The following is a 13,250-nucleotide window of genomic DNA, read 5'->3' as shown; positions in this document are numbered from 1 at the left end:
AGCGTTCTTTTCAGTTTGAGTTAAGATTCGACGGCTACCTTGTTCATCGAGTGACTGACGGGTCGAGCTTGACGATCTGGATGTTTTTTAAACAGCCACTGGCTTCACACCGGACAAAACGGGATTATCCCTGACTCCGCCAAAGAGGATGAATCATGAGTGACAAGGATAAACAGCCGTTGGCTGCGTCGGCTTCTGCCCAACCTGAGGCGGAAACCGCCGATGCAGCGCTGCAGCATATCGTTGACGGCTTTTTGCATTTTCATCATGAGATCTTTCCGCAACAGGAAGAACTCTTCAAAAAACTCGCCACGGCCCAGCGGCCGCGAGCCATGTTCATCGCGTGCGCCGATTCGCGTATCGTTCCCGAACTGATCACCCACAGCGCCCCCGGCGACCTGTTCGTGACCCGCAACGTCGGTAACGTTGTGCCACCTTACGGGCAAATGAACGGTGGTGTTTCCACGGCCATCGAGTACGCCGTGCTGGCACTTGGCGTGCATCACATCATCATTTGCGGGCACTCCGATTGCGGCGCAATGCGCGCGGTACTCAACCCGCAGAGCCTGGAAAAGATGCCCACGGTCAAAGCCTGGCTGCGGCATGCCGAAGTGGCCAAGACCATGGTCCAGGAAAACTGCAACTGCGCTGACGAAAACGAAAGCATGCACATCCTCACCGAGGAAAATGTGATCGCGCAGTTGCAGCATTTGCGCACTCACCCCTCGGTAGCCTCGCGCATGGCCAATGGTCAGTTGTTTATCCACGGTTGGGTCTACAACATCGAAACCAGCGAAATAAAAGCCTACGACGCCGACAAGGGTTGTTTCCTGCCGCTTAATGGCAGCCTGCCTATTCCGGTCGCGACGCCCAAAGCGCGCTTCTAAATCCTCCTAAATACCTGTGTGGTTTAGTCGAGGCTGCCGATCAGGCAGCCCGGCTTCGCCATGCCTGAAGAAAACTTCGGGAGAATCATCATGCGTGCTGCGCAACTTAAAGCTGTGCTGCCACGGGAGCTGTTGGCTTCGGTGGTTGTGTTTCTGGTCGCCCTGCCCCTGTGCATGGGCATTGCCATTGCTTCGGGACTGCCACCCGCCAAAGGCCTGATCACCGGGATCATCGGTGGACTGGTGGTCGGTTGGCTGGCCGGCTCGCCGTTGCAAGTCAGCGGCCCGGCGGCAGGTCTGGCGGTGTTGGTGTTCGAACTGGTACGCCAGCATGGTGTGGTCATGCTCGGGCCGATCCTGCTGTTGGCGGGCTTTCTACAACTGGTCGCCGGTCGGTTGAAACTGGGCTGCTGGTTTCGCGTGACAGCACCCGCCGTTGTCTACGGCATGCTCGCCGGGATCGGGGTGTTGATCGTCCTGTCACAGGTGCACGTGATGCTGGACGCCACGCCCAAGCCTTCAGGACTGGATAACCTGGCAGCCTTCCCGGCCGCCGTGGCTCAGGCTTTGCCATCCTTAGGCTGGCAGGCCGGTTTGCTCGGGTTGGGAACGATCGCTGTCATGTGGCTGTGGGAAAAGCTGCGTCCCCATTCCCTGCGCTTCGTTCCCGGCGCGCTGCTTGGCGTAGGGATCGCTACTGTCGTCAGCCTGGTCCTGGCGCTGCAAGTCAAACGGGTGGAAGTGCCGGCCAACCTGGCCGAAGCCATCGACTGGCTGAAACCTGCGGACTTGCTGAACCTGGCTGACCCCACGCTGCTGATCGCGGCGTTCGCGGTAGCGTTCATCGCCAGTGCCGAAACCCTGCTATCCGCCGCCGCCGTGGACCGCATGCACAGTGGTCAACGTTCGGACTTCGACCGCGAGCTGTCTGCACAAGGCGTCGGCAACATGCTTTGCGGATTGCTCGGCGCGTTGCCGATGACCGGGGTGATCGTACGCAGCTCGGCCAACGTCCAGGCCGGTGCCACCACTCGCTACTCGACCATTTTCCACGGATTGTGGCTGTTGGCGTTCGTGTTGTTGCTGTCGAGCGTGCTGCAAAGCATTCCGGTGGCGAGCCTGGCCGGTGTGTTGGTTTATACGGGTTTCAAACTGGTCGATCTCAAGGCTTTTCGCGGGTTGGGTCGATACGGTCGGATGCCGATGTTCACGTACGCCGCGACAGCACTGGCGATCATCTTCACTGACCTGCTGACAGGTGTACTGGTCGGCTTCGGCTTGACCCTGGTGAAACTGGCGCTGAAAGCTTCACGGCTGAAAATAAGCCTGATCGACCTTCCACAGGACGGCGAAATGGAGCTGCGTCTGGTGGGGGCGGCGACTTTTCTCAAGGTGCCGGCGCTGACCCGGGTACTGGGCAGCATTGCGCCGGGTGCGACGGTGCATGTGCCGCTCAACAACCTGACCTACATCGATCACTCGTGCCTGGAGTTGCTGGAGGAATGGGGGCGGGCGAATGCGGCCAAGGGTTCGAAGTTGTTAATTGAAGCGCGGGGGTTGAAGCGCAGGTTGGAAGGGCGGGTGCGGACCAACACCGGCGTAGGCTCCACTGCCTAAACCTTGTAGGAGCCGGCTTGCTGGCGATCCAGGCGACGCGGTGTGTCAGGCAGACCGCGTCGTCTGGATCGCCAGCAAGCCGGCTCCTACAGGGGATGGAGTTATGCGACGGTTTGATCCAGATCCAGGCCCACGCCCAGGCGGCGGGACATGCACGGCCAGCGTTTCCACGCAGCGCCGGTGTCCGGGCTGCTGAGTTTGTCGCGGTAGGCTTCTACCGATTCCAGCGCAAAGCTGGCTTCGTTAAGCATCTCGTCGATGGCGTGATGCACCGCTTCATCCAGTTGGTTAGCGAACTCCTCACCGATCAATTGATGAGCAATCAGGTTGGCGACGGTCATGTCCAAGGGGATCAGTGGCTGGCCAAGATGCTTGATGTACAGGTCATTGACCTCTTCGACGAACCGGTGCGCCAGATAGGCTTCGTCCAGCAGGCTGTCGAGCCCGACGTGCCCGGCCATGATCGCCGGCGGCTGGAGGAAGTACTGCTCGGCAATTTTCAGCACAGGTTTGACCTGCGATTCGATACCCGCTTCCCTGGCGACTTCATTGGCTGCATCCAGCAGGTCAGGCACTTCGTCGATGTAGGCGGCGACAAAACGCGCCAGCACACCGTTGGCATCAGCCTCCGGTAACTGGATCGCGCGGTGTAGATGAGGCAATTGGGTTTCCAGCTGACGCGTCAGCAGGCCGGTCTCGGCTTCGTGTTGTCGGGCTTTTTGGATCTGCTCGCGCAATGCGGCGGTGTTCATGAAAACTCCAGGAAACAAGGCAATGAAATAGGGAAGACATAACTTAGCTGGCATACGAAAAATGCTAAGACGCATTTGTCATAATTGTTTCATCCTTGAGACGTCTCCGTTATATCGGTTTGCCACCACTCGTCTGCATCCTTCTCCATTCGTGCCCTGCAATGCAAGTTAATGCTGTTTCAGATGATTTACGCCAGCACATTGCGAGGTGAGAGTCGCTGTCTATACTCGGGTTGGAATGGAGTTAGCTGATGACGCCCGACTGCAATGCAGCAAGGCCCGGCGATTCAAGTTCGTAGTCTGATGCAGCCGCTCCCTTGCCGCAGGTGAAAGCCGGCGGGATAAAAAGAACGATAAGGGGAACCCGCAATGATGCGACATCCACATGTCTGGATGGGCCTCCTGTTGTGGTCGATTTTCAGCCCGGCGCAAGCGGCCTGGACTGTGAATATGGCGCCGGGAGCGACTGAAATCAGTCACGCTGTGTTTGACCTGCACATGACCATTTTCTGGATTTGTGTAGTGATCGGCATCATCGTCTTTGGCGCCATGTTCTGGTCGATGATTCTGCACCGCCGCTCTACCGGGCAGGTGGCGGCAAAATTTCATGAGAGCACCACCGTCGAAATCCTCTGGACCATCGTGCCCTTCATCATTCTGGTGGCCATGGCGGTTCCGGCGACTGCCACCCTGATCAAGATGTACGATGCCAGTGAGCCGGATATTGATATCCAGGTCACCGGATATCAGTGGAAATGGCACTACAAGTACCTGGGCCAGGACGTCGAGTTCTTCAGCAACCTGGCCACTCCCGCCGATCAGATCCACAACAAGGAAGCCAAGACCGAGCACTACCTGCTCGAGGTCGACAAGCCCCTGGTGCTTCCGATCGGCGCCAAGGTGCGCTTCCTGGTGACCTCCGCCGACGTGATCCACTCCTGGTGGGTGCCGGCGTTCGCGGTCAAGCGCGATGCGATCCCGGGGTTCGTCAACGAAGCCTGGACCCGTATCGAAAAACCCGGCGTCTACCGCGGCCAATGCGCCGAGCTTTGTGGCAAGGATCACGGGTTCATGCCGATCGTGGTCGAGGTCAAGGACAAGCCCGATTACGAAAAATGGTTGGCTGAACGCAAGGCCGAAGCTGCACAACTCAAGGAACTGACCAGCAAGGAATGGACCCTCGACGAGCTCAAAGAGCGCGGCGACAAGGTCTATCACACCACCTGCGTGGCCTGCCACCAGGCCGAAGGCCAAGGCTTGCCGCCGATGTTCCCGGCGCTCAAGGGCTCGAAAATCGCCACCGGACCGATCAAGGATCACCTGGGCATTGTCTTCCATGGCAAGCCTGGTACCTCCATGGCGGCGTTCGGCAAGCAGTTGTCGGAAGTCGATATCGCAGCGGTCGTGACCTATGAACGTAACGCCTGGGGCAACAACAAGGGCGACATGGTCACTCCCAAAGAAGTGCTGGAGCTGAAACAGGCGGAAAGCAAATGACCCGGTCTATTGCGCACATTAGGAACCGGTCGGGGCATCACGCCCCGGCCTGCCCAGCCCATCTGTTTGCAGGAGACAGGACATGACTGTTGTAGTCGATGACCATGTTCAGACCGGCACCGCCCACGAGCACGCCCACGGCCCCGCCAAAGGCCTGATGCGCTGGGTGCTGACGACCAACCACAAGGATATCGGTACGCTGTACCTGTGGTTTGCGTTTTCCATGTTCCTGCTCGGCGGCTCGTTCGCGATGGTGATTCGCGCCGAACTGTTCCAGCCAGGGCTGCAGATCGTCCAGCCGGAATTCTTCAACCAGATGACCACCATGCACGGCCTGGTGATGGTCTTCGGTGCGGTGATGCCGGCCTTTGTCGGCCTCGCCAACTGGATGGTCCCGCTGATGATCGGCGCACCCGACATGGCGCTGCCGCGGATGAACAACTTCAGCTTCTGGCTGTTGCCGGCGGCGTTCATCCTGCTGGTTTCGACCCTGTTCACGCCGGGAGGCGGACCCAACTTCGGCTGGACGTTCTACGCGCCGCTGTCGACGACCTACGCGCCGGAAAGCGTGACGTTCTTCATCTTCGCCATCCACCTGATGGGGATCAGTTCGATCATGGGTGCGATCAACGTGATCGCCACCATTCTCAATCTGCGCGCCCCCGGCATGACGCTGATGAAAATGCCGCTGTTCGTCTGGACCTGGCTGATCACCGCGTTCCTGCTCATCGCGGTGATGCCGGTACTGGCCGGTTGCGTGACGATGATGCTGATGGACATCCACTTCGGCACCAGCTTCTTCAGCGCCGCTGGCGGCGGTGACCCGGTGCTGTTCCAGCACGTGTTCTGGTTCTTCGGCCACCCCGAGGTGTACATCATGATCCTGCCGGCCTTCGGTGCCGTCAGCTCGATCATTCCGGCCTTCTCGCGCAAACCACTGTTCGGCTACACCTCGATGGTCTACGCCACGGCGAGTATCGCGTTCCTGTCGTTCATCGTCTGGGCGCACCACATGTTCGTGGTCGGCATTCCGCTGGTGGGCGAGCTGTTCTTCATGTACGCCACGTTGCTGATCGCGGTACCCACCGGGGTCAAGGTGTTCAACTGGGCCAGTACCATGTGGCAGGGTTCGCTGACGTTCGAGACGCCGATGCTGTTCGCCGTGGCGTTCGTGATCCTGTTCTCCATTGGCGGTTTCTCCGGGCTGATGCTGGCCATCGCCCCGGCGGACTTCCAGTACCAGGACACCTACTTCGTGGTCGCGCACTTCCACTACGTACTGGTGCCGGGGGCGATCTTCGGGATCTTCGCCTCGGCCTACTACTGGCTGCCGAAATGGACCGGCCACATGTACGACGAAACCCTCGGCAAGCTGCATTTCTGGCTGTCGTTCATCGGCATGAACATGGCCTTCTTCCCGATGCACTTCGTCGGGCTTGCGGGAATGCCGCGGCGGATTCCGGATTACAACCTGCAATTCGCCGACTTCAACATGGTGTCGTCGATCGGCGCATTCATGTTCGGTGCAACGCAGATCTTCTTTCTGTTCATCGTGATCAAGACTATTCGCGGTGGCCCGCCAGCACCGGCCAAACCGTGGGACGGGGCCGAAGGCCTGGAATGGAGCGTCCCTTCACCGGCGCCGTATCACACCTTCACCACGCCGCCGGAAGTGAAATGACTGTGGGAGCGAGCTTGCTCGCGATTCATGCGACGCGGTGTGCCAGATACACCGCCATCGCGAGCAAGCTCGCTCCCACAGGGTTCTCGGCAGAGGTTCAAAATCATGGCTGACTCGATTTCGATGAAGAAACTGGTCACCCGCCTGTTACTGGTGGTGGTAGCGATGTTTGTCTTCGGCTTTGCCCTGGTGCCGATCTACGACGTGATGTGCAAGGCATTCGGCATCAACGGCAAGACCGCCGGGCAGTACAAGGGCGAACAAACGGTCGATACCTCGCGGCAGGTTCGCGTGCAGTTCCTGTCGACCAACTCCGCCGACATGTCCTGGGATTTCTATCCCAAGCACGATGAATTGACGGCCAACCCCGGGGCAGTGAACGAGATGATCTTCATCGCGCACAACCCTACCGATCGCCCGATGAGCGCTCAGGCCGTACCGAGCATCGCACCCAGCGCGGCGGCGGCGTACTTCCACAAGACCGAATGCTTCTGCTTTACCCAGCAAGTGCTGCAGCCCGGTCAACGGATCGAGATGCCGGTACGTTTCATCGTTGACCGTGACATGCCCAAGGATGTGAAGCACCTGACGCTGTCCTACACGCTGTTCGATATCACCGCCCGACATCCACCGGTCGCAGTAAATACTGGCGGTTGAGCGTGCCCGATAAGGAGAACAATAAATGGCAACTCATGAACATTATTACGTTCCGGCCCAGAGCAAATGGCCGATCATCGCCACGGTCGGGATGTTCGTCACCGTGTTCGGCCTGGCCACCTGGTTCAATGATCTGAAAGCGGCGCGGCCGGAATCCCACGGCCCGCTGATCTTTTTCGTTGGTGGCCTGCTGCTGGCCTACATGCTCTTTGGCTGGTTCGGTACGGTGATCAAGGAAAGTCGCAGCGGCTTGTACAGCGCGCAGATGGATCGCTCGTTCCGCTGGGGCATGAGCTGGTTCATTTTCTCGGAGGTGATGTTTTTCATCGCCTTCTTCGGCGCGCTGTTTTATGTGCGCCACGTGTCCGGTCCCGCCCTCGGTGGCGAAGGCGCCAAAGGCCTCGCCAACATGCTGTGGCCTGCCTTCGAGTGGACCTGGCCACTGCTGAACAACCCGGACTCCAAACTCTTTCCGCCGCCCAAGGATGTCATCAGCCCCTGGGGCCTGCCGCTGCTCAACACCGTGTTGCTGGTGAGCTCCAGCGTGACCGTAACCATCGCCCACCATGCCTTGAAAAAAGGCCATCGCGGTGCACTGAAGATCTGGCTGGCGCTCACCGTGCTACTGGGCTGTGCGTTCCTCGGCTTTCAGGCCGAAGAGTACATCCATGCCTACCACGAACTGGGCCTGACCCTCGGTTCGGGCATCTACGGCGCCACGTTCTTCATGCTCACCGGGTTCCACGGCGCCCACGTGACGATCGGTACCATCATCCTGTTCGTGATGCTGATGCGGGTCATGCGTGGCCACTTCGACAACGAGCACCAGTTCGCCTTCGAGGCCGCCAGCTGGTACTGGCACTTCGTGGATGTGGTGTGGATCGGGCTGTTCGTTTTCGTATATGTGCTGTAGGAGCGAGCATGCTCGCGAAGAACCCGAGAGCATCGCGGGGTGTCAGGTTCCCCGCGTTATCGTTCTCTACCATCGCGAGCGAGCTCGCTCCTACAGTTACCAAGGGGCATGGGACACCAGCTGGCCGCTGAAAAAACCCCAGGCGATCAAGCCGACGGTGATCGCGGCCAGCGCTACACGAACACTCAAGGCAATGACGAGGCGGTTCGAGCTGCTGTCGTCCTTGACCAGAAAAAACAGGCCGCTGAACAGGCTGACAACCGTGGCAATCAGCATCAGGACGATGGCTGCTTTGAGCATGGTGGGACTCCGGGGGGGACAAGCGATGCACTTGAGTATAGCTATCGCGATGACCAACTTTCTGGCGACGCCATGAAGCGCTTTCGGCCGGGCATCATTCCGACATTGGTGGTTGCGCTGCTGCTGCCGCTGCTGGTGTCGCTCGGGTTTTGGCAATTGAGCCGGGGCGCGGAGAAAAGCGCGCTGCTGCAAAGCTACACCGAGCGCCGGGCCGCCGAACCGATGGCCAGCACCGAGCTGCAACACACCGCAGATCCAGCCTTCCGCCGGGTTCACCTGCACGGCCAGTTCGACGCCGGCCACAGCCTGTTGCTGGATAACCGCCAGCGTGACGGTAAGGTCGGGGTCGAATTGTTGCAACCGTTCCGGGATCAGGCCACCGGGCTGTGGCTGCTGGTCAATCGTGGCTGGCTGCCATGGCCGGACCGGCGCACCCCGCCGCAGTTCGACACACCCGCCCAGGCCCTGAGTCTCGACGCCTGGGTCTACGTTTCCCCCGGCGCCACCTTCCAGTTGCACGCTGATCCGAGCACCTCAACCTGGCCACAACTGGTGACCATCGTTGACCCGGCCAAGCTCTGGACGGCCCTCAATCGTGAAGGCTTCGCCTACGAACTACGCGCCGAAAAGGGGCCCGCCACTTATCAAGCCGATTGGCCGGTAGTGGCCACGGGGCCGGAAAAACACATCGCTTATGCCGTGCAGTGGTTCGCCATGTCGATCGCCCTGTTCGGTCTTTATCTCTACCTCGGCTGGCACAACGCAAAGGAGAAACACCATGGGAGCGGCCATGAATCCACCCAGCATGTCTGAGGCCAAAACGCCGGCGAGTCGGCGTAAGGGTCGCCTGCAACTGCTGCTGATTGTGCTCGGGGTGATCGGTCCGATGATCCTTGCCACCGGCATGTACAAACTGCAGTTCTGGGTGCCGGAGGGTCGCAGTTACCACGGCGAGCTGATCGGCAACGGCCAGACCCGCGCCGACCTTGGCGTACAGGCCGATGAACAACGCTGGCAGTTACTGGTGACCGCACCCAAGGAGTGTGCGGTGGACTGTCAGCAACTGGTGTACCTGGCGCGGCAGGTCCAGATTGGCCTGGGCCGCGATGCCGGGCGCGCCAGCCACGCCATTGCCGCCGCACAGCCGCTGAGCACTGATTACGACGCCAAGCTGACGCGGGAGTATCCTCAACTGCAGCGCTATCGGCTGGACGTGAGCACCTTCAATAAAACCACCGGTGACAAGGCGGTGCCACAACTGTGGATCATCGACCCCCACGGCAATCTGGTGCTGCGCTACGACCCGTCCGTCAAAGGCAAGGATCTGCTCAATGACCTGCGCCACCTGTTGAAACTGTCGAACATCGGATAAGGGCATCGTCATGGCCAAGCCTGGATTTCGCCTCGCGCTGTTTGCCACCTTGCTGGCACTGATTGTGGTGTTGCTCGGTGCTTATACCCGCCTGACCCACGCAGGCCTGGGCTGCCCGGACTGGCCGGGCTGCTACGGCTTTATCAGCGTGCCGAAAAGCGAAGCGCAACTGGCCCATGCCGAATTGCATTTTCCAGACACGCCTGTAGAAGCCCATAAAGGCTGGAACGAGATGATCCACCGCTACTTCGCCGGCACGCTGGGGCTGCTGATCTCGGTGCTGGCCGGGCGTGCCTGGGTCCATCGCCGGCATCCAGGACAACCGGTGAAGCTGCCGTTGTTCCTGCTGGCGGTGGTGATCGCCCAAGCGGCGTTCGGCATGTGGACGGTGACACTCAAGCTCTGGCCGCAGGTGGTCACCGGGCATCTGCTTGGCGGCTTTGCGACCCTGAGCCTGCTGTTTCTGCTGACCTTGCGCCTGTCCGGCGTGCTACCCGCGCTGACGGTGCCGCGACGCCTGCAGTACTGGGCGACGGCCGGGCTGTTGCTAGTGATCGCACAAATCGCCCTGGGTGGCTGGGTCAGCTCCAACTACGCCGCCGTGGCCTGCATCGACTTTCCGACCTGTCATGGTCAATGGCTGCCGCCGGCGGACTTCGCCAATGGTTTTCACCTGACCCAACACATCGGCCCCAACTACCTCGGTGGACAACTGGACAGCGATGCCCGCACCGCGATTCACCTGACGCATCGCATCGGCGCATTACTGGTGACCCTCGTATCGCTCGGCCTCGCTTGGCAACTGAAAGTCGTCGGTATGACGCGGCTCGCGGGATTGGTGCTGATCGTCCTCGCGGCGCAAATCACCCTGGGCATCAGCAACGTGCTGTTGCATCTGCCGCTGCCGATTGCCGTCGCCCACAACGCCGGGGGCGCAGCGCTGTTGCTGACGATGGTGCTGGTCAATTACCACGCCCGAACCAGCCTGGTTCGGGTCAAGCAACCGACACGCTGGCGCTTCAGCCCGCGTAAACACTCAGCCGGGCCCATAACAATAAAAGGAGAGATGCCATGGCGATTCTAATCGGCGAGCGTCACAGCCAGGCGATCTGGCGTGACTACCTGGAACTGACCAAACCGAAAGTGGTGGTGCTGATGCTCATCACTTCGCTGGTGGGGATGTTCCTCGCGACGCGCGCCGGAGTGCCATGGACCGTGCTGGTGTTCGGCAACCTGGGCATTGCCTTGTGTGCGGGCGGTGCGGCAGCGGTCAACCATGTGGTGGATCGACGGATCGATGCGGTCATGGCACGCACCCACAAGCGGCCGCTGGCCGAAGGCCGGGTGTCTCCGGCTGCGGCACTGACCTTTGCCCTGGTGCTGGCACTGCTCGGTCAGGCCTTGTTGCTGGCCTTCACCAATCCGCTGACCGCATGGCTGACCCTAGCCTCCTTGCTCGGCTACGCAGTGGTCTACACCGGTTTCCTCAAGCGCGCGACGCCGCAGAATATCGTCATCGGAGGCCTGGCCGGTGCCGCTCCGCCGCTGCTCGGCTGGACCGCGGCAACCGGCCACGTCAGCGCCGAACCGCTGCTGCTGGTATTAATTATCTTCGCATGGACCCCGCCGCACTTCTGGGCGCTGGCGATCCATCGCAAGGAGGAATATGCCAAGGCCGACATCCCGATGCTGCCGGTAACCCACGGCGAGCACTACACCAAAATCCACATCCTGCTTTACACCTGCGCGCTGCTGGCCGTAAGCCTGATGCCCTACGTGATCCACATGAGCGGCCTGCTCTACCTGATCTGCGCCATCGGTCTTGGCGCCAGATTCCTGCAATGGGCCGTGGTGCTGTACCGTGGCACTCGGCCGCACGCGGCGATCAACACCTTCAAGTACTCTATTTACTACTTGTTCCTGCTGTTCATCGCCCTGCTCGTTGACCACTACTTATTGTTGAACCTATGACTCGAACCCAGAAAACCGTCTTCATCCTTGTCGCCCTGATCGCGCTGGTCCTGGGCCTGACCATCAACAAAGTGCTCACCGGCAAAGGCCAGGGCGATCCGACGGCGCTGATCGACGCCGGCATCATTCTGCTGCCGCAAAGCCGCAATCTGCCAAGCGTGACGATGACCGACCAGGACGGCAAGCCGGTGGCGATCAACGAACTCAAAGGCAAGTGGTCGCTGCTGTTCTTTGGCTATACCTTCTGCCCGGACATCTGCCCAACCACCCTCGCCCAACTGCGCCAGATCAAGAGTGAGCTACCGCCCGAGGCGGTGGACAAGTTGCAGATCGTGCTGGTCAGTGTCGATCCGAACCGCGATACACCCAAGCAGCTCAAGCAGTACCTGGGTTACTTCGATCCGCAGTTTGTCGGCCTGACGGCGAGCTCAATTGAAGATCTACAAAAAGTCGCCAATGCCGTGAGCATTCCGTTCATTCCGGCCGATACCAGCAAGCCGAACTATACCGTTGACCACAGCGGCAACCTGGCGGTCATCGGCCCGGACGGGACGCAGCGTGGGTTCATTCGCGCGCCATTGAACAATGTGAAGCTGGTGGCGCAGTTGCCGGTGATGCTTAGCCGCCAATAAACACCACCATCCCTTTCAGTAGGAGCCAGGCTTGCCGGCGAAGGGGCCGGTGAGGTCGCCTTCGCCGGCAAGCCTGGCTCCTACAAGGGGACGGTGTTTCAGGCATAAAAAAATGGGGCGCATTCAATGCGCCCCATTTTTCGTTAAAGCTTCAGATCAGAACGCCGGCACTACCGCGCCTTTGTACTTCTCGAGAATGAAGGCTTTCACTTCCGGGCTGTGCAGCGCGGCAACCAGTTTCTTCATCGCTTCGCTGTCCTTGTCGTCCGGACGGGCAACAAGGATGTTCACATACGGCGAGTCGCTGCCTTCGATGACCAGCGCGTCCTTGGACGGATCGAGCTTGGCTTCCAGCGCGTAGTTGGTGTTGATCAGCGCCAGGTCGACCTGGGTCAGCACGCGCGGGATGGTCGCGGCTTCCAGCTCACGGAATTTCAGGTTCTTCGGGTTCTCGGTAATGTCCTTGACCGTCGACAGGATGTTGTTCGAATCCTGCAACTTGATCACACCGGCCTTGGCCAGCAGCAGCAGCGCACGGCCGCCGTTGGTGGCGTCGTTCGGGATCACCACGGTGGCGGTGCTTGGCAGCTCTTCCAGGGTCTTGTACTTGCTGGAGTAAGCGCCCAGTGGCTCCAGGTGCACGCCGGCAACCGAGACCAGGTTGGTGCCCTTGGCCTTGTTGAATTCAGCCAGGTACGGCTGGTGCTGGAAGAAGTTGGCGTCCAGGCGCTTTTCCGCGACCTGCACGTTTGGCTGGATGTAGTCAGTGAAGACCTTGACCTTCAGGTCCACGCCTTCCTTGGCCAGGGCCGGTTTAACGAATTCGAGGATTTCCGCGTGCGGAACCGGGGTCGCGGCGACAGTCAGGGTGTCGGCGGCGTGGGCGGAAAAGGCTGCAACGGCAGCGAATGCGACGAGTATTTTTTTCATTCAGCTAACTCCATGTGGGTGCCCGTTTGGCACCTGCCAGC

Annotated in this window: 14 protein-coding genes; 11 read left to right on the top strand and 3 right to left on the bottom strand. The window is 60.1% G+C overall.

What is annotated here, in order from left to right:
- Positions 1–155: 155 nt before the first annotated feature.
- Positions 156–887, top strand: a complete 732-nt coding sequence (locus ACA054_RS00385; RefSeq protein WP_046818688.1) for a carbonic anhydrase — start codon at positions 156–158, stop codon at positions 885–887.
- 90 nt (positions 888–977) lie between these two features.
- The gene (locus ACA054_RS00380; protein WP_497687713.1) at positions 978–2,504 is read left to right on the top strand and encodes a SulP family inorganic anion transporter; all 1,527 of its coding nucleotides are present in this window, start codon (positions 978–980) and stop codon (positions 2,502–2,504) included.
- A gap of 101 nt (positions 2,505–2,605) precedes the next feature.
- On the opposite strand, the gene ACA054_RS00375 is transcribed toward ACA054_RS00380, so the two are convergent.
- Positions 2,606–3,256: a hypothetical protein gene (locus ACA054_RS00375; protein WP_497687712.1), complete on the bottom strand. Its 651-nt coding sequence runs from the start codon at positions 3,254–3,256 to the stop codon at positions 2,606–2,608.
- 369 nt (positions 3,257–3,625) lie between these two features.
- On the opposite strand from ACA054_RS00375, the gene coxB reads away from it, so the two are divergent.
- The 4 genes from coxB (at position 3,626) to ACA054_RS00355 (ending at position 8,004) form a co-directional block, all read left to right on the top strand.
- Complete coding sequence (gene coxB / locus ACA054_RS00370) at positions 3,626–4,753, top strand: cytochrome c oxidase subunit II (protein ID WP_497687711.1); 1,128 nt, start codon at positions 3,626–3,628, stop codon at positions 4,751–4,753.
- Positions 4,754–4,835: 82 nt separating this feature from the next.
- Positions 4,836–6,434, top strand: a complete 1,599-nt coding sequence (gene ctaD, locus ACA054_RS00365; RefSeq protein WP_497687710.1) for a cytochrome c oxidase subunit I — start codon at positions 4,836–4,838, stop codon at positions 6,432–6,434.
- A 105-nt stretch (positions 6,435–6,539) separates the two neighbouring features.
- Positions 6,540–7,091: a cytochrome c oxidase assembly protein gene (locus ACA054_RS00360; RefSeq protein ID WP_497687709.1), complete on the top strand. Its 552-nt coding sequence runs from the start codon at positions 6,540–6,542 to the stop codon at positions 7,089–7,091.
- 25 nt (positions 7,092–7,116) lie between these two features.
- Positions 7,117–8,004, top strand: coding sequence for a cytochrome c oxidase subunit 3 (locus ACA054_RS00355; RefSeq protein WP_497687708.1), 888 nt, complete (start codon positions 7,117–7,119; stop codon positions 8,002–8,004).
- A 96-nt stretch (positions 8,005–8,100) separates the two neighbouring features.
- On the opposite strand, the gene ACA054_RS00350 is transcribed toward ACA054_RS00355, so the two are convergent.
- Positions 8,101–8,304: a twin transmembrane helix small protein gene (locus ACA054_RS00350; protein WP_008064738.1), complete on the bottom strand. Its 204-nt coding sequence runs from the start codon at positions 8,302–8,304 to the stop codon at positions 8,101–8,103.
- A 72-nt stretch (positions 8,305–8,376) separates the two neighbouring features.
- On the opposite strand from ACA054_RS00350, the gene ACA054_RS00345 reads away from it, so the two are divergent.
- From ACA054_RS00345 to ACA054_RS00325, 5 genes are read left to right on the top strand one after another with little or no spacing between them, the layout of a single operon-like run.
- Positions 8,377–9,117 carry an SURF1 family protein gene (locus ACA054_RS00345; protein ID WP_497687707.1) on the top strand — a complete coding sequence of 247 codons (741 nt, stop codon included), beginning with the start codon at positions 8,377–8,379 and terminating at the stop codon, positions 9,115–9,117.
- Complete coding sequence (locus ACA054_RS00340) at positions 9,083–9,676, top strand: PA_0111/PP_0108 family redox-active disulfide protein (RefSeq protein ID WP_497687706.1); 594 nt, start codon at positions 9,083–9,085, stop codon at positions 9,674–9,676. The genes ACA054_RS00345 and ACA054_RS00340 overlap by 35 nt, the downstream gene beginning before the upstream one ends.
- A 10-nt stretch (positions 9,677–9,686) precedes the next feature.
- Complete coding sequence (locus ACA054_RS00335; protein ID WP_497687705.1) at positions 9,687–10,760, top strand: COX15/CtaA family protein; 1,074 nt, start codon at positions 9,687–9,689, stop codon at positions 10,758–10,760.
- Entirely contained in the window at positions 10,748–11,647 is a 900-nt protein-coding gene (cyoE, locus tag ACA054_RS00330) for a heme o synthase (protein WP_497687704.1), read from the top strand. Before ACA054_RS00335 ends, cyoE begins: the two co-directional genes overlap by 13 nt.
- A complete protein-coding gene (locus tag ACA054_RS00325) occupies positions 11,644–12,279 on the top strand; it encodes an SCO family protein (protein WP_497687703.1) in 636 nt (211 codons plus the stop codon). The genes cyoE and ACA054_RS00325 overlap by 4 nt, the downstream gene beginning before the upstream one ends.
- A gap of 156 nt (positions 12,280–12,435) precedes the next feature.
- Here the strand turns inward: ACA054_RS00325 and ACA054_RS00320 are convergent, their stop codons facing one another.
- On the bottom strand, positions 12,436–13,209 hold the full coding sequence (locus ACA054_RS00320) for a MetQ/NlpA family ABC transporter substrate-binding protein (RefSeq protein ID WP_497687702.1): 774 nt from the start codon (positions 13,207–13,209) through the stop codon (positions 12,436–12,438).
- Positions 13,210–13,250 lie beyond the last annotated feature (41 nt).

This window comes from Pseudomonas sp. LBUM1653 (assembly GCF_059716115.1).
Note: the sequence above shows the minus strand (reverse complement) of the source record. Positions and strands in the feature narration are given on the sequence as shown.